This window comes from Hyunsoonleella pacifica (assembly GCF_004310335.1).
GTDB classification, from domain to species: Bacteria; Bacteroidota; Bacteroidia; order Flavobacteriales; family Flavobacteriaceae; genus Jejuia; species Jejuia pacifica.
On record NZ_SIRS01000002.1, the window covers coordinates 158115 to 180473 of the forward strand.

Here is a 22359-nt window from a genome sequence, read left to right on the forward strand (position 1 = left end):
AAATGGCAAAAAATAAGCCTGTTGGAGACAACGCAAGAAAAGGAGCGGTAAAGAATCGTTCGCAAGTATTAAATCCTAAAACTAATCTTTACGTGAAAAGGCACGGTGATACTGGTCGATTTATGGATGTAAAAACGAGTGGCGGAAAATTTAAAGGAGTAAGAAAAGAAAAGTAGCTTTTATGATACACAATTTAATTATGCACAATCAATTACAGCCTGCGGATGTGATTGTGGCAAAAAAAAGAACAGGTTTAGGCAGAATCCTAAACCACTACATAGTTTACGCAGGTGGTTATTCCTTTCTAGGAAACTTACAAGATGGTGTTAAACCTATATCCCATTATGAGCTTAATACTCTATTACAGGAATATGAACCTGTAAAAATCAGACGCTTTTCTGGAACAGAATTTCAAAGACGTTTAGCGTTACGTAGAGCGTATTCCCGATTAGGAGAAAAGTATAGCCTATTGAACTTTAACTGTGAGCATTTTGCAAACTGGGTTCAAAAAGGTAAAGAAAATAGTACGCAGGTAGCCGTTGCGTTAACGGTTCTTGCAATTAGTGTAATTTTTAAATTAATAAACAATGAAACAGAAAAATGAAAATTTAACATTCAATGAACATTTTGGTGTTCCAGATGACTCAGACCATCTCGACATACCACTAGAAAGCGACTTAGAAGCATTTATATGCCCTTTTTTGATTGTGAACGACAAGCAAGGAGTTATCTCATCACAAGTAAACTTCCGTAGTGGTAGGTTTTTAGAAGAACTAAATACCACCTTTGTAAAAGCCAATGACCGAAAAAAAGGTATTCCCTTTTTATCACATTTGAGTGAAGCAAATGAGTATAATTTAGGGTATTCCAAAACCAATAAAGGAAAGGGTATAGCTTATGAAAAAGCTGAAACAATTTTTTCTGCGTTAAGGAATAATAGATTTGCTAAAAAGGGTGTATCTATCACTAATGAAGCCCACAATGTGTTATTACTGGTAAAGGGTATTGGTCAAGATAATATGTCAGACGTATTAGCCAACATTTGTAGAGATATTTTCGCAGACTTTACTTATAAGCAATGTAAAAAGTATAATACCCCCCACAAACGAGGTTAAGATTAAATTTTTCAATATTATTACTAAAAAATGGGATTATAAGAAAGTACAATTACCTGTGTATTCTGGAAGGCACAAAATCCTACTTCCTAAAAATATCATTAGTGGCTCAAGGGACTATTCCACTTTGTATAACTGGTTTATTTCAAGAAATTACATTTCTTACGAAATTTTGAATAGTAAAACAGTAAATCCATCAAATGAAAAGTACTATAGTAAACTTAAAGATGGCACAAAAAAGGCAATTATAAAGAGAATCTATAAGGACTATCATAAACCAAAAGGAGATTTGATTGACTTTGTATTGAAATATCAGGGTTCATTACTTGAATTTCAGATATACGCAAAAGAGCATTATCCATCACTTAACTTAGAAAACTTAGATAATGTTGCATAATCAGTATTACTTTGAACAGAAAGTCGTCTAACATAAAAATTAGTCGGCTTTTTTTATACAATGAAATTAATTAGTTTCCCCCGTACCGCTAGTTTGCAACTAGTGGCGGTAAGAGTAATTTTCCATTTTTAATTTTTAGTATCTACAGCCTAAACCCAATAATTAAAAAGGTGTTAACATTTAGTACTTATGCTTGCAAACAAGCGCGTTAGGGATTGCAACGGCATCCTTTTTACTAAATCCTTAAGAATTCCTAGGGGCTCAAAGTATTTTGAGAATAGTTCTTTAAATAATAAGATTCTGAAACAGATTCAGGATTGCTACGCAAAAAGATATAGTGAAAAGCCTACCGGCAGACAGACCCGACCTCAGTACCCGTATCGATAGGGTAGGAGTTCAGTTATTCGTGATATAGAGTCACTGGTTTATCAATACTTTTTTTGTACTTATTATAAAGTACATAGAGGACAAAAATCTTGTTGTCATCTTTATCTTTTTCATTTTGTCTATCAAATTGTACCGCATACCACCCACCTTTAGATACTCTAGCAAACTCTTTATTTACTCTTTTGATAAAATCTTTTTGTTTCTCACCAACTTTAGATTTGTAACGTATAAAATAACTATTGGTATTTTTATCATTAGTTTTAGTAGCGTTTTGAGCGGATATTAAGATGCAAAATAGTAAAGCTGTTAATGTTATAATAGATTTTTTCATAATTATAAGATTCAATGTTAAAGCAAAGAGAATATACAAAAATAATCCTGTTGTAGTACGTATTTTAATGGATATTAAAAAATCCTATTTTTCTATTACCCCTAGTTAGTAACTAGTGGAGATAAGAAGTGATTTCTCTATTTTTAATTTTGAAGCACATAGAACCTAAAACTAGTAAAACGGAAAGGTATTTTAAGGTTTAGTACTGATGCATGCAAACACACGCGTTAGGGATTGCAATGGCATCCTTTTTTGAGGCACGAGAAAAAGATATAGTGGAAAGCCCGACCCCTTGTGGGTAATCTGCCTGCTGGCAGGCAGGCGCCTAGCTACTAAAAACAAACATTACTTCTTAAAAACTGGCAATAACTTAGTAGATACTTCTCCAAAACCAATACGCGTACCATCTTTTTCACAATAGCCACGCATAATTACCGTATCGTTATCGTTAATAAACTTACGCTCGGTGTTATCTGCCATTTTTAGTGGTTTTTCGCCTTTCCAAGTTAATTCTAGCATAGAGCCATAACTATCTTCTGTAGGACCAGAAATAGTGCCGCTCCCCATCATATCTCCAGAATTTACAGGGCAACCATTAACCGTATGGTGTGCCAATTGTTGTGCCATATTCCAGTACATGTACTTGAAATTAGACTTGCTCACTACAGTTTCTTTAGCACCTTTTGGTTGGATGGATACCTCTAGATTAATATCAAAACTTTTAGCACCTTTACTTTGTAAATAAGGGAGCTGCTTTTTCTTTGGTTTAGGACCTTCAACACGATAAGGTTCTAGGGCATCTAAAGTAATAATCCAAGGCGAAATAGATGACGCGAAATTTTTTGCAAGAAATGGACCTAAGGGAACATACTCCCATTTTTGAATGTCTCTGGCGCTCCAGTCATTAAGGAGTACCAGTCCAAAAATATATTCTTCGGCTTCCTCCACAGGAATGGGTTCTCCTAAATCGTTAGCATCAGTAGTTATAAACGCCATTTCTAGTTCAAAGTCTACCAATTTACTTGGTCCAAAAATTGGGGTTTCAGCATCGTTAGGAAGCGTTTGCCCCTGCGGACGGTGTACAGGAATACCAGATGGAATAATAGACGAACTACGTCCATGATACCCTACAGGAATATGTAGCCAGTTAGGTAACAGGGCATTATCTGGATCTCTAAACATGGTACCTACATTAGTAGCATGTTCTATACTAGAGTAAAAATCGGTGTAATCTCCAATTTGTACAGGGAGTTGCATTTCAATTTCATCCAATCTGAACAAAACCGTTTCCTTGTCTTTTTTGTTGTTTTTTAATGTATCGTTTTCAGCATCAAAAATTTCTGCGATACGATTCCTTACGGCACGCCATGTTTTACGCCCGTCTGCTATAAAATCGTTTAGTGTATCCTGAAGAAAAATATCATCAGTTAAAGGAATGCCATCAAAATACCCCAGTTGGTGTAGCGCCCCTAAATCTATGGCAGTGTCTCCAATACGTGTACCAATGGTAATAATATCGTCGCGTGTTAAAAACACACCAAAGGGAATGTTTTGGATGGGGAAATCAGAATTTTTATCAACGTGTAACCACGAGGTTCTATCAGGATTATTAGCAGATAATGGCATAGTATTTTTTTGATGTTATGTTTCTCAAACCTACATAATTTTTTCATTTTAATAGAAAAAAAATCAATAAAATATAGGTTTGGTTATAAGGTTAATAAAACGGTGTATAACTTGGTCAGTAAATCTATAAAATTTGATGTTTTTAAGGGTTGTATTTGTTATTTTTGCGCAATTATTTAACGACAATTTAATTTTATGCAACGCGACGAACAAATTTTTGAATTGATTCAGGCTGAGAAAGAGCGCCAATTACACGGTATAGAACTTATTGCCTCAGAGAACTTTGTAAGCGAACAAGTTATGGAAGCTGCAGGTTCTGTTTTAACCAACAAATATGCTGAGGGTTACCCAGGTAAACGTTACTATGGCGGTTGTGAAGTAGTGGATGAGGTAGAGCAAATTGCTATAGATAGAGCTAAAACCTTGTTTAATGCAGAATATGTAAATGTACAGCCTCACTCAGGAAGTCAAGCCAATACAGCGGTGTACCATGCGTGTATAAAACCAGGCGATACCATTTTAGGGTTTGATTTATCGCACGGCGGACATTTAACACACGGATCTCCAGTGAATTTTTCAGGGAGACTATATAAACCTGTATTTTATGGTGTTGAAAAAGAAACAGGAGTTTTAAACTACGATAAAATACAAGAGATTGCTACCAAAGAGCAACCAAAATTAATTATAGCAGGGGCATCTGCATACTCAAGAGATATAGATTTTAAACGTTTTAGAGAAATAGCAGATAGTGTTGGTGCTATTTTATTGGCTGATATTTCTCATCCTGCAGGGTTAATAGCTAAAGGAATTTTAAACGATCCGTTACCACATTGCCATGTAGTAACTACTACTACGCACAAAACCTTAAGAGGGCCAAGAGGCGGGATGATTATGATGGGGAAAGATTTTGATAACCCATTTGGTATTACTTTAAAAAGTGGCAAGCTTAGAAAAATGTCGTCGTTGCTAGATTCTGCCGTATTCCCAGGTAACCAAGGCGGACCTTTAGAACATGTTATAGCAGCAAAAGCAATTGCGTTTGGAGAGGCTTTAACTGATGATTTTTTACAATACCAATTGCAAGTAAAAAAGAATGCAGCAGCAATGGCAGAGGCTTTAGTCGCTAAAGATTATCATATTATTTCTGGTGGTACAGATAACCACATGATGCTTATCGATCTAAGAAACAAAAATGTATCAGGTAAAGATGCAGAACAGGCTTTGGTAAAGGCAGATATTACAGCAAATAAAAATATGGTACCATTTGATGATAAGTCGCCATTTATAACCTCAGGAATTCGTTTAGGAACCGCGGCAATTACTACTCGTGGATGTAAGGAAGACGATATGAAAGCCATTGTAGAACTTATAGATGAGGTGGTTACGAATTATGATGACGAAGCAACTTTAGAATCTGTAAAAGCACGTGTAAATGCAATGATGAAGGATAAGCCTTTATTTGTGTAGTGGCTTTATACTAAATGCGGCTATCTTAAATATAGTATAAAAATCTCGCCTTTTGGTGGGATTTTTTGTTTTTGGGCGTTTTAACACGCTTTCACTAGTCGCTCTCTTTGAGGAGCTCCAACATGCCGTTCAATCGTTAACGCAAATCCAGTGTTTCAAGAAAATTTAAGATTTCCTTTAGTACTTCGAATATTATAAATCCTATATTTAGACTTCAAAACTAACCATAAGCATTATGTGGGAAGCACAGCTAAAGCGTTATGATAACATAGTAGACAAATGCCCTAGGTTTGAACGTAAGGGAAAATCCATGATTTATACATCTGCTAATGGCTATATGTTTACATTATTAAATAAGGCAGGAGAAATAGGCGTGCGCTTTTCAAAAGAAGTACAAGAAAAGTACATAAAAACCTTTAATTCTTCACTTTATCAATCTTATGGTGCAGTAATGAAAGGCTATGTTTTAATACCAGAATCTATACTCAAAGACACTGAAAAAATGGTAGCTCTTTTTAACGAGAGCTATGATTATGTTATGACTTTAGAGCCTAAATAAAACCTATAAACTTAAGGGAATTAATGAAAGCAATTACACTTACTTTTTCAATCTTATTATCTATATCGATCATGGCGCAAGACGATACCAAACTACCTTATTACGAAATACCAGAAGCAGCAGAAAGCTACACGGCAGGAACAGCAGTGTCTAGAATGATTGATGGCTTAGGGTTCCGTTATTATTGGGCTACAGAAGGTTTAAGACCAGAAGATTTAGCCTATAAACCTAGTGATTCTGGTAGAACCTCAGGCGAAACCATAGACCATTTGTTTGGTTTGTCAAACTTTATATTAAGTGCAATCATCAAAGATTTTAAGCCTGTTGATGGTAAAGCAATGACTTTTGATGAAAAACGAAAACAAACCTTATTAAATTTTAAAAAGGCTTCAGACATTTTAAGAACTACAGAAGACCTTTCAAAATTTGATAATAGTAAATATCCATTTTGGAATGTCATAAATGGGCCTATAGCAGATGCCTTATGGCATTGCGGACAAGTGGTAATGCTTAGACGTGCATCAGGAAACCCATTTAATTCTAAAGTTAGTGTATTTGCTGGAAAGCTTAGGGATTAAAAATTAACACAAAAGTCTAGCGGTTATGCTAGACTTTTTTAAAGCTATTTCTTTTTTAAGGTTAGTTAGAAAGCTTCTTTTGGAGTGTATAAATATAGGACCAATCGTGCGATAACGATGCTCTAAATTTGTTTCTTAACGCTTCTGTTTTTTCTTTGCCATTGGCTTTTTCATATACTTTCCAAACCCCATCTTGTTCTACATCCAATCCAGCAAAATTATCAAATGGTACACTTATAAAATAATCTGCTACTTCAGGAGCACCACCAACTACAGAGTACCAATATCCTCTATTATCTTTTTCGGCTTTTTTAACAGCGGTAGCGATTGCTTTGACACACTCCATAAATGTAGTAGAGTTTTTTATTTTTACATTATACACCCAAACTAAACCAGTATTTTCCGAGAACGGCGCTTTTCTACTTACGTCTGGCATAAAACGGGCAATATTATAATGAAAGCTCTTTACATGTGGCATTATAAGATCAACCACTGTCATTCTGCATGCTTTTCCAGCTTCGTCTCCATCTTCATCCATTTCTGCCCAATTGGCCATTCTACCAGAAATTGTGTAAACATTCCCTTCTCCTTGAAGGCGTTTCCACATGTTCCACTTGTCTTTACCTTCATTTTTTAAATAGCATTCTTTCCATGCTTTTACGCCGGCAATAAACTGTGCATTATGACCTGGTTTTACAGTGACTTCCGAGAGTGTGAGCAAAAACGAGTCGTCGTTTTGTGAAATAATAAATAGGGGCATTAATACAATAAGAAACAATAATTTTCTCATAATTTTGATTGGTTTAAATTAATATATAAAATGCTGAAACTATTCCAGCACGGGTTATTAAATATTAATTTAGGGCAATGCTATTAAATTATTGTTGTTGAATTGAGAGATGAATTTACTGATTTTGCTAAGTGTCAGATTTTTAAATATAGTGTTTTTTGGGAATTAATTCAAATTTAAAGATGTATGGAGTTTTGTGCTTACGTTTTTAAAGCGACTACTTAAGAAGTGATATGAGAGTGAATTTTGTAACTAAAACGTTAGTTACGACTCCATCATATAAATTACTTTTTCTGGCGTAAGAGGTTTTGAAATGAGTTCTTTAATGCACTCATATTGTTCTACTTTTTTGAGATCTCTATTATCGATGGTAGAGCTTACAATATAAATCCTTGAAGGTATTGGAAGGTTAAGCTTTATTAATTCATCTAAGAATTGCCAACCATCCATAACGGGCATGTTTAAATCCAAAAGTATGGTATCAGGAATTTTACCTAATTCCACCATATTTTTATAACCCTCTATGGCATCCTTGCCATTATCAAATGTAATATATGCATTAGAGAATTTTACACTTTTCAATAATTTTTCGGCTAAAAGTGTGTATACTGGGTCATCATCAATTAAAAGGGTTAAATTATTTTTTTTCACTTTTTTAATTTTATGTAAAAACTAGAGCCAACATCTACTTTACTTTCTACTGTGATGTCGCCTCCAAGGTAATCAATTTGATTTTTAGTAATGTAAAGCCCCAGACCATTAGCATTTTGCACATCATGGAAAGTTTTATACATCCCAAAAATTTTATTTTTATGTAAATCCAAATCAATTCCTAAACCATTATCTCTAAATTGTATGATAACATATTCGTTTTCAATTTTAGCATTTATGTCAATTACTAATTGTCTCTTTGGAGATTTGTATTTCACAGCATTATTTAAAATATTGAGAAAAATACTATCTATGTATGCCGGTATAGAGCGTATTTCAATGGATTTATCCACATTTTGACGTATTATGGCATTAGATTGTTTAATAGATGGTTTAATGCTTATAATGGTATTGTCTATATGTTTTTTGATGTTTACGGTTTTAAGACCATCAAGATGTTTTGTTGATAAATCTACAGTATCGTTTAAGTTATGTATGGTCTCTCCCAAATTATCTATGGTCATTCTCATTAATTCAAATTGGCTGGTATTTGCCAATTTAGAATCATCTAATTTAATATCGTTAAGTAACATTTGTAGATTACTGTAATGAGATCTTAAATTATGAGATACAATGTGAGCAAAATTTAAGAGCTTATCATTTTGTTTTCTCGAAATATCTAATAGCTTTTCTATTCTTATTTGTTGCAATTTGTCATCATTAATATTTTTTGCATGCAACACATAGTGGATAGTATTGCCAAGATTATCTTTAACTGCAGACCTTGTTATTAAAGTCCATATAGGGCCTCCGTTTTTATGGACAAACCTTTTCTGTATTGAAAATGATTGACTTTCTCCCTTAAGAAAAGCTGTAAACTCTTTTTTATTTCTTTCAAGATCTTCGGGGTAAACTAATTTGTAATAAGGTAATTTTTTTAACTCATTTTCTGTATAACCCAGCATATCACAGAAATGTTGATTTATTCTAAGCCACTTTTCATTAAGATCGATCAACGCGATACCAGTCTCTGAAAATTCGAAGATTTTTCTGAATTGCTCTTCACTTATAGAGATTTGTCTCGTGAAATTGGTTTTTTCAGTAACATCTTGAAAAGTACCATAAGCAACCCTAGTTGTAGACCCACGCCTGTAACCTATAACACCAATTGAACGTACCCACTTACGATTTCCTTTGGCGGTAACTATTTCAAACTCTTCATCAAAATAGGTGTTATGTTCAACGAGTTCTTTAAATAAGGATGTGATTCTTTCTCTATTTTCCCCTTCCTTATAAAATTCTATCCCAGACTTTACATTTGGTGTATAATGCGATGGTACTTCATGAATTTTTTTAGTAACATCACTCCACATTAATTTATTGGTATTTAAGTCTACTTCCCAAGTACCAATGGTAGCTATCTCCTCCACCATTTTAGAGAGGTGAAGGGTTTCTTTTTTGGGTTGCAAGGAATACATAACTGGGTCGGTTTTGGATTACAAATATATGTAAATTATCGTTAAAACGGATATTTAGTCGATAAAAAGCTTTTTTTGGAATGAAATGCTAGTTGTTTAGATTTTTTAAATAGGTTAATTTAACCCAACCTTTCCTTTTACAGATTCAAACAATTTTTTAGAATTATTTTATTTATAAGTAACTAAGCCACCATTTATCACGGTTGTTTACTTTATACCGCATGTAAGTTCTACTTGGAAAATATAGGAGTGTTACTACACCTATCCAAACAAGGTACACAACAAATAACGAGTAGCCATAATCTAAAAGTTTTGCATTTCTAAATACATCATTTGTTAAAATCATGTTTTCCCAGTCTCCACCAAAAATCAATATACCTACAATGGCTAATACATGAAGCACAACAATATGTAAGAAATAATAGAATAAGGGTACACGTCCAAAAACAAGCAATATATTGGTAACTTTATTTTTTACATTTTCAATAGCAACTAAAAACAGTAATGCTGGACCAATAGTTACTAACAGATACGATAAAGAGGGAGGGTATTTGGTAAGATTAAAAAACGATAGTATTGTTTTGGTTGTAGTATCCTGAGCTGACCATGGTACTAAGTCTCCATACATATTTGTACATCTAAAAATAAAAAATAATACAATACAACTTACTCCAATTCTAACTAAATATTTTCTTCTTAAATCTGTATTAAAGTCCTTTTTGTATAGTGTCCCAAAACAATAACCTAAACTAATGAGTCCAAACCATGGTATGATAGGATAAGCAAAAGCAAACATTCTACCATCTATCATTATAAATTGTGACTGATGGAGTATGTACCAAATTATGGAAGTAAAACTGGAGCCTTTCAATACGATACCATCTAATGTATTATGACCAGCAACTAACAGTACACCTATAGCTAGAATGGCTTTGATTGGTAAATAAATAGTGAAGGATAATAATATCATACACAAGCCAATAGCCCATATTACTTGAAGGACTATAAAACCATAGGTAACATCAAATTTCCAAATAAAATTGTTGACTATAATTGATAAAAAAATTAACCAAAATCCACGTGTGATTAAAAACTTAAATAATTGTGATTTACTTTTTTTAGTACCGTACAAGAACGCAGAAGTTCCAGCCAAAAAGATAAATACTGGTGCACAATAATGAGTTATAAATCTGGTAAAGAATAAAGAAGTGGTAGTAGTGTCTAGGTTTGTAGGGTCGGAAAAAAATGAGCCATAATGAAAGTAGTCTCTTGTATGGTCTAATGCCATTAGTAGCATTACTAGACCTCTTAAAATGTCTATAGATTCAATGCGTTTAGATTTGTTTTGCAAAATATATTTGGTTGATTGCCTTGAATTTAGATAAATATGAGGGAAGTAACAAACTTTAGTTTTAAAATATACTGTTTATACAATATGTGTATTTAGTATTGGATTAAAAAACTACTGTAAATGAAAGAAAAACTACTTTTGATGTTTTTTTGTGATACTATTTCGTAAATACAATTGTTAACTCAGTTAAAGGTTATCTAGGTTTTATTATGAGAATAGTGTAAGAATTGAGAAAATTAAAGTTTATGATATTTCTCGTAGGGTTGTTTTGCTAAAAACAGCTATGACTGGTGTTTTAAATGAAGTTGTTTGAGTTCAGGGATTTATTTAGATTTCACTAAACTAACCAAGGTATAGTTTAAAAAATTGTAAAAACATAATTGGCGTAAATGGAATAAAAAAAGCGTTTCATTTGAAACGCTTTTTTGTTATACCGATGTAGCTTTTTCTTTTTTTACTGAAAACTCTACTTCAACTTGATTGTGTAGAATATCATCAAAAGTTTCACGTTTTCTAATTAAATGAGCTTTGTTTTTATACCATAACACTTCAGCAGGTCTATATCTAGAATTATAATTACTAGCCATTGAAAAACAATATGCGCCAGCATTTTTAAAGCGTAAAATATCACCTTCGTTTATTTCATTGATACGCCTGTTGTTTCCAAAAGTATCTGTTTCACATATATAACCTACAACTGAATAAAAACGTTCACGGCCATTTGGATTAGAAATATTATCAATTTCGTGATGTGAACCATAAAACATTGGTCGTATTAAATGGTTAAATCCTGAATCTACCTGAGCAAAAACCGTTGAAGTTGTTTGCTTTACAGCATTAACTTCAGTAAGGAAATGTCCAGATTCACTTACTAAAAACTTACCAGGCTCAAAAGCTAAAGTTAAATTCTTACCATATTCTTTACAGAAAGCGTTGAATTTATTAGAAAGTTTTTTACCTAGCTCTTCAATATTAGTTTCAATATCACCAGTTTTGTATGGTACTTTAAAACCAGAGCCAAAATCAATAAATTCTAGATTATTGAAGTTTTTAGCAGTTTCAAATAAAATTTCGCTAGCATATAAAAATACATCAATATCTAAAATATCACTACCCGTATGCATGTGAATGCCATTGATGTTCATTTTAGTATTCTCAACTATACGTAATAAGTGCGGTATTTGATGGATTGAAATCCCAAATTTAGAATCAATATGTCCTACTGAAATATTAGCATTCCCACCCGCCATTACATGTGGGTTTATACGAATACAAACAGGAGTTTTTGGGTGCTTTGCTCCAAACTGTTCTAAAATAGATAAGTTATCTATATTTATATTTACACCAAGTTTAGCAGCTTCTTCAATTTCATTTAAAGACACACCATTTGGTGTATAGATAATCTGTTCTGGCTTAAAACCAGCGGCTAAACCTAATTGTACTTCTTGTATAGAAACAGTGTCTATACCAGCTCCCAGTTTTTTAAATAATTTAAGTATTGATATATTAGATAACGCTTTTACAGCATAATTAATTTTTAAGTTTTTTACAGATTTAAATGCACTGGTTAATTTATGATATTGAGATTCAATTTTTTCTCCATCATACACATATAAAGGGTTTCCAAACTCTTTTACAATCTTTAACAACTGGGTGTTTTCCATTGGTGTTTTTTTAATTTCGGACAAAGATATTTTTTTAGCATCAAAAACAAATCAAATAACTAAAAATTATACAAATTAAACATTTTGTTATTTATTTAACATTCTGAGTTTATCAATCTTTTTTTTTGAAAGCAATACTACGTTAAATATTAGAATAATTACAAGTGATTATTTACTTTTGCTTTTCTTAAAAACGATAGAGGAAATTATGAACTTACACGAATATCAAGGAAAAGAAATTTTAAGCAATTTTGGTGTACGCATTCAGCGAGGTATAGTTGCTCAAAACAAACATGAAGCCGTAGCTGCTGCAAAACAATTAACTTCTGAAACTGGAACCAGTTGGCATGTAATAAAGGCCCAAGTTCATGCTGGTGGACGAGGAAAAGGTGGTGGTGTAAAGCTTGCCAAAAATTTACAAGAAGTAGAAGATATTGCAGGACAAATTATAGGAATGAATTTGGTAACACCACAAACCTCTGCAGAAGGTAAAAAGGTACACCAAGTTTTAGTTGCTGAAGATGTATATTATCCTGGAGAAAGTGAAACAGATGAGTTCTACATGTCTGTACTTTTAAATAGAGGTACTGGTAGAAATATGATTATGTATTCTACAGAGGGCGGAATGGATATTGAAACTGTAGCAGAAGAAACACCACATTTAATCTTTACTGAAGAAGTTGATCCTGCAGTTGGTTTATTGCCATTTCAAGCTAGACGTGTAGCGTTTAACTTAGGCTTATCTGGAACAGCCTTTAAAGAGATGACAAAATTTGTTACAGCATTATACACGGCTTATGTAAAATCTGATTCGTCTTTATTTGAAATTAATCCTGTTTTAAAAACAAGTGATAACAAAATAATGGCTGTAGATGCTAAAGTTACTATTGATGACAATGCGTTATACAGACATAAAGATTATATTGATTTAAGGGATTTACGAGAAGAAAATCCTATTGAAGTAGAAGCTAAGGAAGTTGGCTTAAACTATGTGGATTTAGATGGTAATGTAGGGTGTATGGTAAATGGTGCAGGTTTGGCAATGGCTACGATGGATTTAATTAAACAAGCCGGAGGAGAACCAGCAAACTTTTTAGATGTTGGAGGAACTGCTGATGCGGCTAGAGTAGAGGCTGCATTTAAAATTATTTTAAAAGATCCTGAAGTAAAAGCTATTTTGATAAATATTTTTGGTGGTATTGTACGTTGTGATCGTGTAGCACAAGGTGTAATTGATGCTTATAAAAATATGGGTAATATTAATGTACCTATTATTGTAAGGTTACAAGGAACCAATGCTGATATAGCAAAAGAATTAATTGACAATTCTGGACTTGATGTATTAAGTGCTACTCAATTCCAAGAAGCTGCTGATAAGGTTCAAGAGGTTTTGTCTTAAAAACCCTTTTAGAAAGATAAAATATATAAAGAGCGATATTTAAATATCGCTCTTTTTTTGTTTTCTATTTTCTCCTTTTGGTGTCGATTTTTGCTTGGGAGGCATTGGACCTCTTAAATGTATTACCAACCCATTTAAAAAATTTCTAAGTATTTGATCTCCACATTCCATATACTTTGGATGGTCTTCTCTCCTGAAAAACGCTCCCAATTCACTTTTAGAGATTCTAAAATCAACTAAAGCTAATATACTTACAATATCATCATCACGTAACTTTAAAGCTACTCTCAACTTTTTTAAAATATCATTATTTGTCATATCAAATTTTTAAGCCACAATTCAGTAATGCATTTCATCGATTTTAAAACAAGAGGCATACCTTTTTGGCGTTTTGTTATTGTTTTCAAAGGTAATTTAAAATTTATAGTAAAAAACCACTTGTATTTTTATTTTAAAACACTGATTTACAATAATTTAAAATATTTTTATTGTATTTGAGATATTATCGATAAAATGTTGATGTGCGATTATATCAGACTAAAAAAAATGAAACTTGATAAAACTAATAAAATACCCGATAAATAGCGTTACGTTTTTCGATGAGAGGTAGTATATCCACGATTAGCAAAAAACCTTTCTATGTAAATTTATACTATCAATAAAATTACCCTCATAGAATGATTAATAGAATGGAAAAATTAAGTCTTTTATCAGAAATGATTGCTTTTGCGCAATATGATAAAGACATAAAAGATATAGAGTATAATTTTTTACTTGGAGTAGCCAAACAATTAGATATTTCACGTGAAGATTTTGATTATTTAATCACTCATCCCGTAAACTATTCGCATTTAAAATCGCATAGTGAACGTATTGTTCAATTTCATAGATTAGTTTTACTAATGAATATTGAGCAAGAGCATGGTAATAATACAGCATCTGCAGGAGTTATTAAACTCTATAATTTTGGATTGCGTATGGGATTGAGTCATGAGTCTATTTCGAAAGTATTATACTTAATGGAAAGTTTTCCTAATAAAATAGTCCCTCCTGATGTTTTAATAGATATTTTTAAAACGCAGTATAACTAGTAAATGTTGACAAAAGTAGGTCGTTAATCGGCTGATATTCATGAAAAGCTAAAAGTTATAACCCTTAAACTTTTAGCTTTTCTAATTTATCTTGATAAATTTTTATGTCGTCCCTTAATTGTGCTGCTACAATAAAATCTAAAGCTTTTGCAGCTTCTTCCATGAGTTTGCGTTTTTCTCTAATTTTCTTTTCTAACTCAGGTTTAGTTAAATACTCGCTTTCAGGTTCTGCTGCTCTTGCGGCTTCTAATTCATAACTATAAGTGCTTATAGAATTTTTTGCTAATGCATTATCTAAACTTTTGTTTAATGCTTTAGGTTTTACATTGTGTTTTGTATTATAAGCTATTTGTTTTTCACGACGATAGTTTGTCTCATCTATTGTTTTTTGCATACTGTTAGTAATTTTATCAGCATACATAATAGCTTTTCCATTTAGATTTCTTGCTGCTCTTCCAACAGTTTGTGTTAAAGATCTGTTAGAGCGTAAAAACCCTTCTTTATCTGCATCTAAGATAGCTACTAAAGATACTTCGGGTAAATCCAACCCTTCACGAAGTAGGTTTACACCAACTAACACATCAAATAACCCTTTTCTCAGGTCTTGCATAATTTCAACACGCTCTAATGTATCTACATCGCTATGAATGTAACGGCAACGTATTTGTATGCGGTCTAGGTATTTTGTGAGTTCTTCTGCCATCCTTTTGGTTAGAGTCGTTACTAATGTACGCTCATCTTTTTCAACACGAACTTGTATTTCTTCTATTAAGTCATCAATCTGATTTAAACTTGGTCTAACTTCAATAATTGGGTCTAATAGACCTGTAGGACGAATAATTTGTTCTACATAAATACCATCAGTTTTTTGTAATTCATAATCAGCAGGTGTAGCACTTACATATATTACTTGGTTTTGCAAAGCTTCAAATTCTTCAAACTTTAAGGGGCGGTTATCCATAGCAGCAGGTAACCTAAAGCCATATTCTACCAAGTTTTCTTTTCTGCTTCTGTCTCCACCATACATGGCATGTACTTGCGATATGGTAACATGACTTTCATCTACTACCATTAAATAATCATCCGGGAAATAATCTAATAAACAGAATGGTCGGGTTCCAGGAGCTCTTCCATCTAAGTATCTAGAATAGTTTTCTATACCAGAGCAGTAACCCAATTCGCGAATCATCTCTAAATCAAACTCCGTTCGTTCTTTTAGTCTTTTCGCCTCAAGGTGTTTACCAATATCCTTAAAATAATCGTGTTGTTTTACTAAATCATCTTGAATTTCTTTAATAGCTCCTTGTAAAATTTCAGGAGAAGTCACAAACATGTTTGCGGGATAAATATTTAAACGGTCATATTTTTCAACAACATTATTGGTTTGAATATCAAAGGACTCAATATCTTCTATTTCGTCTCCAAAAAAGTGAATACGAAAAGCATCATCTGCGTAGCTGGGAAATATATCTACTGTATCGCCTTTTATTCTGAAATTACCATGTCGAAAATCAGCTTCAGTTCTTGAGTATAAGCTTTGTACCAATTGGTGTAATAATTGGGTTCTGGAAATAACCTGATCTCTTTTTAAGGTAATAACGTTTTTTTGAAATTCGATAGGATTACCAATACCATAAAGACAGGATACAGATGCTACAACTAATACATCTCGCCTTCCAGAAAGTAGGGAAGAGGTAGTGCTTAGTCGCATCTTTTCGATTTCTTCATTAATGGATAAGTCTTTTTCTATGTAAACTCCAGAAACTGGTATGTAAGCTTCAGGTTGGTAATAATCATAATAAGATACAAAATACTCTATTGCATTATTGGGGAAGAACTGTTTAAACTCAGAATATAACTGGGCTGCAAGTGTTTTGTTATGTGCTAAAACCAGTGTAGGACGTTGTACTTCTTCAATGACATTGGCTACAGTAAATGTTTTACCAGAACCTGTTACACCCAAAAGTGTTTGGTACTTTTCGTTTGAGCTTATACCATCAGCAAGTTGCTGAATTGCCTGAGGTTGGTCTCCTGTGGGTTTAAATTCTGATTCAATTTTAAATTTCATAGCAAGTAATTCATGTTGTAATTACAATGCTTCTAAATTACTTAATATAGATGGGAATAAGAATTTAACTAGTGAAATTTTTACTAGCGTTTTAGGGTAAAATGTCCCATAAAAGTTCTACCATCTTCAAGGTATACTTTAAACCAATAATCATCAGTTGGCATGAGTTGCCCATTGTATGTGCCGTCCCAACCATCAGCAGAGGTTAATAACTGCTTCATGAGTTTTCCATAACGGTTATAAATATAAATTATACTATTAGCCTGAGTATTTTCATCTACACCTCTTATCTGCCATAAATCATTAAAAGTGTCATTATTTGGAGTGAAAAATTTTGGATACCCTATTACCGAAATAGGAATATTTATTTCTCCGCAAATACTTTCTCTAACATATAACGTATAGAACCCTGCTCTAACATTTGTAAAAATAGGTTCGGTTTGGTAATTCCTAAAATTAGAGTCTTTTTCAACTAAAGCGAATTCATAAGTACCTCTGCCGATATTAGAAGTATCTATGGTAACAGTATTGTTTTCAGAGATATCTACAATATCTATATCTTCGGTTGTAATGTTTGCTATCTCAGAAGATTCAACACTAATTTCTCTAGTTCTTGAACAGCCGGTACCATCTGTTTTAGTTAACGTTATGGAATAAATTCCTGGTGTTGATACATTATTTAAAACGGCATCATTGGATACTAGATTACCTTCAAAACGCCATTCATAAGTAAATATTTCGTTAGTATTTACACCTAGAGGTTCTAAGCTAATATTAAATGCTGGATTTGAAGAACATACTATTCTTGGGCTTTCTACTTCAAACTCAGGTTTTGGGTTTACAATTAAATCTATTGTAGTAACATCTGAGCAATACATGTTTTGAGGGTTGATTACTTCAACAAATACTGTTTGAGTTTTAGATATAAAGGGATTAGGTAAACTAGGTTGATTAATTAAGAAGTTACCATTTTCATCAAAAAAATCATAATTAATATCCATTATTCCGGTTTGGTTACCTAAAATTGTATTTGTAAATGTCGAAGTATTAAAAGGGTAGAATCCATCATCATCAATGTCTCCACTATTTCCATCACATACAATTTGTTGAGATACTGGGTTGGCTATTGGATTAACATCTACTATAAAACTTACAAGGGTTTCATCAAAACAAGCGCCATCAGGATCTTGAGTATTATTATTTGTTACTCTTACTGTTATAGTTTGATTTTCTGAAGTGAAAACAGGTTGGATTGGGCTAATTACTGGAGTACCATCATTATATAATAAGGGGTTTCCTGAATCATCAAAATAGGTAATATTAATATTCGATGTATTCTGTCCATTAAGGATATCAGATTCTAATTGTGAAACATTGAAAGGATAATTTAGAACACTATCGCTTAAGTTGTAATCGCATTGTCTCTCTATAACGACTGGATGCGCTACAGGTAAAGCTTCGACATTTAATAGATTGGTAAATTCTTTTATCCCTAAACAATCGTTCCCTAAATTACTTTTTACTCTTACCCAAATAGTTTGCACATTGGGAGAGTTAGTGTTTTCGTGATTACTGATATCTATGATTTCATTAGTTTCTAATTCTGCATCCATTAAAGTTTCATAGAAATGAGCCGTTACCGTAACGGTAGTGAAAATATTAGTTTCAATTTCATTTTTAATATCTGTTATGTTAAAAGTAGCTATGCCATCACGACTATCTATACCATCATCACATTGAAATTTAGGTTGCGGATTGTAGTTATTTAAAGCTGTACTACTAGGGTTAACTTGAAGTGTTAATGGCACTACGCTATGACATCCATTTGTGTCCTCAACTCTAATCCATATAGTTTCTGGTGTAAAGCCAGGTGAATCTAAATATGCTTCAGGGGTAAGTATAGGGGCTGAATTACTATTTGCTTCGACTTCTGTCTCAAAATAGGTAAATACTAAGTTTTCAGCAATAAAATTTGGATTGATTTCTGCTTTAATATTATCTAAAGTTAAGTTGAAAAAGGATTGTCCATCGTTGCTGTCATCATCACATTGTTGGAAAGTATTTGGGGTATTAGCTATCGGCAAAGCATTTATTTCTAAAATCGCCGGATCGGAATAAATACCACAACTATTTCCACTACGATCTAATTTTACACGATATTGAAAATTATTGAAACTTAACGGAATATTGGTAATTGTAAGCTGATCGGTTTGAGTTCCCGAATAGGTAGCGTCATCTGTAATTATACTCCAATTAGTACCATCATCTGTGCTAGTTTCCCATTGATAGGTTTCTGCTTCAGGAGAGACAACCATAAAGCTATCTGTCGAGTTTTCACAGACTGTGGTTGTTGCTGGTTGTTCTGTAATTGTAATAGGGGCTGCAGTTAAGTAGTTAGCGTCTGGCAAAGTATACCCATCAATAGCATTGGTAACGAGACCTAAACCTGTGGAGGCATCTGCAACTAAATCTACTACAACGGTAACATCGCCTAAATAGGTATCCATATTACCATCAGAAAAGCCAGCTTCAATTACATCGGTACAATCATCGCCATCACTATCTTCATCGATGTAGCTAAAAACGCCATCGGCATCTAAGTCATTTAATGTATATCCAATCTCATTGCTGTCAGGTGTAGTTTCTGCTACGTCTATCCAGCCATTGGTTCCAAAACTTGGGCCGTCAACAATTCCATTTAAATCTGTATCAGAAAGTAAGCCTAGTTCCCCGGTTTCTATCAAATCTGTAATACCATCATTGTCGCTATCCAAATCATAAAAATCTGGAACGGTGTCCCCATCAGTATCTATAGGAGCTATACTTGCATCATAAATATCGTCTAAACCATCATTATTTGCATCTATTCCTGATAAGGGAGTTAAAACACCTTGATTTTCAATAAAATCAGGAATGCCATCATTATCACTATCCAAATCAAATGCATCTTTAATACCATCAAAATCTGTATCTTTTTGATAACATGACAATGATAAAACCCCATTAAATGTAGAAGACGAGGTTCCGTTTTCTAAAATATGAACAAATGAAAAACCATCAACTTGATTTGCGAGAAATTCATAAGGTGTATTTCCACTAGGTGAAGGGTTAAACTTGAAGCGTATTTCTGAGCCAGATAATATGGTAACTCCAGTTTCAAAAATGCCATCAAAATTTGAATCTACTAAAAGTCTGTTGTCAGGATCCACTAATGTAATGTTTTTATCTACGGGTAATATTCTAACTATAAAAAATTCGCCATTAGCTTCAACATGTGTTATAGTATTGTTTTCTGAGAATTTGATATCTACAGCTTCGGTAAAATTCAAAGTATAGTTGTTTTGAGCAGAAGTTGCAGGCATAACTACACTATTAATATTACCTGTAGCGTTTCCATTGAATGTATTGGTACCCCCATCACTATTAGTCTGGGTAAAGTTACCCGTAGCTATAGTTGTATTTGTACTTCCATCTTGAAATACTAATTCAGGTGTGTTTAAATTTGTAGTATTTAGTGTAACGTCTCCTCTAGACTCTGTACAATCAGGGATACCGTCATTATCATTATCTATATCTATATTATCGATAATCCCATCGTTATCTCTATCATCTGGACAAATACTTACAGGGATTTCCACAGACTCTAGCTCATCATTAGTACATGCTATAATACCTACTAATTTATATGTTCCTGGATTATTGGGTGTTATACTAGAATTAGTTTCCAAGATATCAACGAAACCTGCTCCAGAGCCATCATCAAAAAGCCACCTAAAACTATCAAAGTTTTGAGCATTTGCAGCTTCTAAAGTAACATTAGGAATACAGTTACCTAAGGCAGTAAATGTTACATCAAAATTAATTTCTGGCGGCGAAGGAAACCCTGAATAGAAGCTTCCAGATGTAGCTTGCCCACTGTAATTGAAATATGCACAATATAACTCATCATCACTTTCTACCGTAATGTTGCCTGTGATACCTTTAACTTTATAGGTAACATAATCTGTTTTTCCAGTTACAGCATTTGGAGCACCTAGAGGAATATTACCTGTTGTAGACGATATTGCGGTAACATTAGCAGTACTTTTTGTTACTATGGTAATTCCTCCTTCATAGTTATTACCGCCAATACGATTAATATTAGCTATATTATCCAGATTACCACGTGTTTCACAACTTAGTGGAGGCACAAAAAACATCCCTTGGTTAGCCTCAGAAGGAGAACCGTTATTACTTAAACCACCAACGCCTTGATATGCGAAAACAGGTTGTGATGTTTCAACATACATGTTGTCGTTATTACTATAGTTATTTCCTTCTATAATGAAGTATTCCCCAGCATTAATAGTAATACCAGAGGCATTTCCATTGATATTAATTGAGGTATTATTAGTATGAGCTACTAGTAAGATGTTTTCCCAATTATTTGAGCCATCTCCTCTTACAAATATATATTCTGTACCTATTTTACTTTCTCCAACAATTTGATCTATACCATAATCTCTGGCACCGCCACCACCAAAAGTACCATTTGCAGATCCACAATTAACAACAATTGGTTTATCTGATTCTACAAGGGCGCCTATTAAGCCATCTTCATTAATTAAACTTCTAGCGCTATTAGTAGCTATAGTGTAGCTCTCTCCTTCATTTAATATTACCGATATCGGAGTAGTTCCACTGTAATTTTCAATTATAAGTCCTGCGGGTAAGTTACTAAAGGTAACCTGTGTATTGTCCTCCGAAGCCATTACCGAAACAAAATTCAAATAGTTATCACGAGAATTAGCAAAAGCTCCTTCATTGTTATAACTACCAATTCGAAATGAGGTGTCAAGTGCAGATAAACCTTTGCTTACAAGAGCACCTGCTTGTGAACCAGCATTCATTCTTACCGATACATATATCACATCTTCAGCTTCTATTATATAACCTTTATTTGCAGAGATTACACTTGAAGCTGATGGTGTTATAAATAGTTGGGTATTACCACCACTGCCTACTGAGATTTCTGCTGGATTATTATTGCTTACAGTACCAGTTATATAATTTGCTTCAGGTTGTCCTATGGGTTTTATAGTATAAGGAACGTCAGAATTTCTAGGAGTTGAAAGATATATATACTGGTCTTGTGGTGTAGAACTACCCGATTCAGCATACGTTAAGGGAGGGATATAGTGTGTTTTACTTAATTGGGAAAACCCTTGATGGCTGACTAAAACAATTAAGCAAAATATAAGTTTCCTTAGCATAACTATTAATTATTTGGTATTGGTAGAGTTTAGTTTTTAAAAGCAATAAATATATTGCTTTTAAGTCTTTTTAGACTTAAATAAACGCTTAAGGTTTAATTTTTAGTGTTGAATAACTAGATGTTGATATAGATTTTTTAAAAAAACCCAAAAAA

General features: G+C 33.1%; 19 protein-coding genes. 9 read left to right on the plus strand and 10 right to left on the minus strand.

The features are described from left to right. The first annotated feature begins 2 nt into the window (after window positions 1–2). The 4 genes from EYD46_RS17685 to EYD46_RS17945 all read left to right on the plus strand — a co-directional run bounded on the left by EYD46_RS17685 (window position 3) and on the right by EYD46_RS17945 (window position 1512). Window positions 3–176 (plus strand): hypothetical protein, encoded by a 174-nt coding sequence (locus tag EYD46_RS17685; protein ID WP_165454333.1) that lies wholly within the window; start codon window positions 3–5, stop codon window positions 174–176. Between the two features lie 5 nt (window positions 177–181). Next, window positions 182–604, plus strand: coding sequence for a lecithin retinol acyltransferase family protein (locus EYD46_RS04125; RefSeq protein WP_206662886.1), 423 nt, complete (start codon window positions 182–184; stop codon window positions 602–604). After that, on the plus strand, window positions 588–1115 hold the full coding sequence (locus EYD46_RS17940) for a hypothetical protein (RefSeq protein ID WP_229731284.1): 528 nt from the start codon (window positions 588–590) through the stop codon (window positions 1113–1115). The genes EYD46_RS04125 and EYD46_RS17940 overlap by 17 nt, the downstream gene beginning before the upstream one ends. 172 nt (window positions 1116–1287) lie before the next feature. Beyond that, on the plus strand, window positions 1288–1512 hold the full coding sequence (locus EYD46_RS17945) for a hypothetical protein (protein WP_229731283.1): 225 nt from the start codon (window positions 1288–1290) through the stop codon (window positions 1510–1512). Between the two features lie 400 nt (window positions 1513–1912). On the opposite strand, the gene EYD46_RS04135 is transcribed toward EYD46_RS17945, so the two are convergent. After that, window positions 1913–2230 carry a hypothetical protein gene (locus EYD46_RS04135; protein ID WP_130935803.1) on the minus strand — a complete coding sequence of 106 codons (318 nt, stop codon included), beginning with the start codon at window positions 2228–2230 and terminating at the stop codon, window positions 1913–1915. Window positions 2231–2575: 345 nt separating this feature from the next. Beyond that, window positions 2576–3856: a fumarylacetoacetase gene (gene fahA, locus EYD46_RS04140; protein ID WP_130935804.1), complete on the minus strand. Its 1281-nt coding sequence runs from the start codon at window positions 3854–3856 to the stop codon at window positions 2576–2578. A gap of 195 nt (window positions 3857–4051) precedes the next feature. Between fahA and glyA the strand changes: the two genes are divergently transcribed. From glyA to EYD46_RS04155, 3 genes are all read left to right on the plus strand, one after another. Continuing rightward, window positions 4052–5323 carry a serine hydroxymethyltransferase gene (glyA, locus tag EYD46_RS04145; protein WP_130935805.1) on the plus strand — a complete coding sequence of 424 codons (1272 nt, stop codon included), beginning with the start codon at window positions 4052–4054 and terminating at the stop codon, window positions 5321–5323. 235 nt (window positions 5324–5558) lie between these two features. Further along, complete coding sequence (locus EYD46_RS04150; protein ID WP_130935806.1) at window positions 5559–5882, plus strand: hypothetical protein; 324 nt, start codon at window positions 5559–5561, stop codon at window positions 5880–5882. 23 nt (window positions 5883–5905) lie between these two features. Further along, window positions 5906–6460 (plus strand): hypothetical protein, encoded by a 555-nt coding sequence (locus EYD46_RS04155; RefSeq protein WP_130935807.1) that lies wholly within the window; start codon window positions 5906–5908, stop codon window positions 6458–6460. A 61-nt stretch (window positions 6461–6521) separates the two neighbouring features. Here the strand turns inward: EYD46_RS04155 and EYD46_RS04160 are convergent, their stop codons facing one another. From EYD46_RS04160 to lysA, 5 genes are all read right to left on the minus strand, one after another. Further along, window positions 6522–7250 carry a hypothetical protein gene (locus tag EYD46_RS04160; protein ID WP_130935808.1) on the minus strand — a complete coding sequence of 243 codons (729 nt, stop codon included), beginning with the start codon at window positions 7248–7250 and terminating at the stop codon, window positions 6522–6524. A 264-nt stretch (window positions 7251–7514) separates the two neighbouring features. Next, entirely contained in the window at window positions 7515–7901 is a 387-nt protein-coding gene (locus tag EYD46_RS04165; protein WP_165454334.1) for a response regulator, read from the minus strand. Continuing rightward, entirely contained in the window at window positions 7898–9379 is a 1482-nt protein-coding gene (locus EYD46_RS04170; RefSeq protein ID WP_130935810.1) for a sensor histidine kinase, read from the minus strand. The genes EYD46_RS04165 and EYD46_RS04170 overlap by 4 nt, the downstream gene beginning before the upstream one ends. 172 nt (window positions 9380–9551) lie before the next feature. Next, window positions 9552–10730 (minus strand): DUF1624 domain-containing protein, encoded by a 1179-nt coding sequence (locus tag EYD46_RS04175; RefSeq protein ID WP_229731282.1) that lies wholly within the window; start codon window positions 10728–10730, stop codon window positions 9552–9554. Window positions 10731–11158: 428 nt separating this feature from the next. Next, complete coding sequence (gene lysA, locus EYD46_RS04180) at window positions 11159–12394, minus strand: diaminopimelate decarboxylase (RefSeq protein WP_130936230.1); 1236 nt, start codon at window positions 12392–12394, stop codon at window positions 11159–11161. Between the two features lie 208 nt (window positions 12395–12602). Between lysA and sucC the strand changes: the two genes are divergently transcribed. Further along, window positions 12603–13793, plus strand: a complete 1191-nt coding sequence (gene sucC / locus EYD46_RS04185; RefSeq protein WP_130935812.1) for an ADP-forming succinate--CoA ligase subunit beta — start codon at window positions 12603–12605, stop codon at window positions 13791–13793. Between the two features lie 39 nt (window positions 13794–13832). On the opposite strand, the gene EYD46_RS04190 is transcribed toward sucC, so the two are convergent. Then, window positions 13833–14111, minus strand: a complete 279-nt coding sequence (locus tag EYD46_RS04190; RefSeq protein ID WP_130935813.1) for a DUF1456 family protein — start codon at window positions 14109–14111, stop codon at window positions 13833–13835. Between the two features lie 359 nt (window positions 14112–14470). On the opposite strand from EYD46_RS04190, the gene EYD46_RS04195 reads away from it, so the two are divergent. Next, entirely contained in the window at window positions 14471–14884 is a 414-nt protein-coding gene (locus EYD46_RS04195; RefSeq protein WP_130935814.1) for a TerB family tellurite resistance protein, read from the plus strand. 64 nt (window positions 14885–14948) lie between these two features. On the opposite strand, the gene uvrB is transcribed toward EYD46_RS04195, so the two are convergent. Next, window positions 14949–16952 carry an excinuclease ABC subunit UvrB gene (gene uvrB, locus EYD46_RS04200; protein ID WP_130935815.1) on the minus strand — a complete coding sequence of 668 codons (2004 nt, stop codon included), beginning with the start codon at window positions 16950–16952 and terminating at the stop codon, window positions 14949–14951. 83 nt (window positions 16953–17035) lie between these two features. Beyond that, the gene (locus EYD46_RS04205) at window positions 17036–22204 is read right to left on the minus strand and encodes a T9SS type B sorting domain-containing protein (RefSeq protein WP_130935816.1); all 5169 of its coding nucleotides are present in this window, start codon (window positions 22202–22204) and stop codon (window positions 17036–17038) included. Between the last annotated feature and the right edge of the window lie 155 nt (window positions 22205–22359).

What these genes read in the sequence shown, in the direction of transcription:
- EYD46_RS17685 (WP_165454333.1), top strand. Translation starts at nt 3, where the DNA reads ATGGCAAAAAATAAGCCTGTTGGAGACAACGCAAGAAAAGGAGCGGTA.
- EYD46_RS04125 (WP_206662886.1), top strand. Translation starts at nt 182, where the DNA reads ATGATACACAATTTAATTATGCACAATCAATTACAGCCTGCGGATGTG.
- EYD46_RS17940 (WP_229731284.1), top strand. Translation starts at nt 588, where the DNA reads ATGAAACAGAAAAATGAAAATTTAACATTCAATGAACATTTTGGTGTT.
- EYD46_RS04135 (WP_130935803.1), bottom strand. Translation starts at nt 2,230, where the DNA reads ATGAAAAAATCTATTATAACATTAACAGCTTTACTATTTTGCATCTTA.
- fahA (WP_130935804.1), bottom strand. Translation starts at nt 3,856, where the DNA reads ATGCCATTATCTGCTAATAATCCTGATAGAACCTCGTGGTTACACGTT.
- glyA (WP_130935805.1), top strand. Translation starts at nt 4,052, where the DNA reads ATGCAACGCGACGAACAAATTTTTGAATTGATTCAGGCTGAGAAAGAG.
- EYD46_RS04150 (WP_130935806.1), top strand. Translation starts at nt 5,559, where the DNA reads ATGTGGGAAGCACAGCTAAAGCGTTATGATAACATAGTAGACAAATGC.
- EYD46_RS04155 (WP_130935807.1), top strand. Translation starts at nt 5,906, where the DNA reads ATGAAAGCAATTACACTTACTTTTTCAATCTTATTATCTATATCGATC.
- EYD46_RS04160 (WP_130935808.1), bottom strand. Translation starts at nt 7,250, where the DNA reads ATGAGAAAATTATTGTTTCTTATTGTATTAATGCCCCTATTTATTATT.
- EYD46_RS04170 (WP_130935810.1), bottom strand. Translation starts at nt 9,379, where the DNA reads ATGTATTCCTTGCAACCCAAAAAAGAAACCCTTCACCTCTCTAAAATG.
- lysA (WP_130936230.1), bottom strand. Translation starts at nt 12,394, where the DNA reads ATGGAAAACACCCAGTTGTTAAAGATTGTAAAAGAGTTTGGAAACCCT.
- sucC (WP_130935812.1), top strand. Translation starts at nt 12,603, where the DNA reads ATGAACTTACACGAATATCAAGGAAAAGAAATTTTAAGCAATTTTGGT.
- EYD46_RS04190 (WP_130935813.1), bottom strand. Translation starts at nt 14,111, where the DNA reads ATGACAAATAATGATATTTTAAAAAAGTTGAGAGTAGCTTTAAAGTTA.
- EYD46_RS04195 (WP_130935814.1), top strand. Translation starts at nt 14,471, where the DNA reads ATGATTAATAGAATGGAAAAATTAAGTCTTTTATCAGAAATGATTGCT.
- uvrB (WP_130935815.1), bottom strand. Translation starts at nt 16,952, where the DNA reads ATGAAATTTAAAATTGAATCAGAATTTAAACCCACAGGAGACCAACCT.
- EYD46_RS04205 (WP_130935816.1), bottom strand. Translation starts at nt 22,204, where the DNA reads ATGCTAAGGAAACTTATATTTTGCTTAATTGTTTTAGTCAGCCATCAA.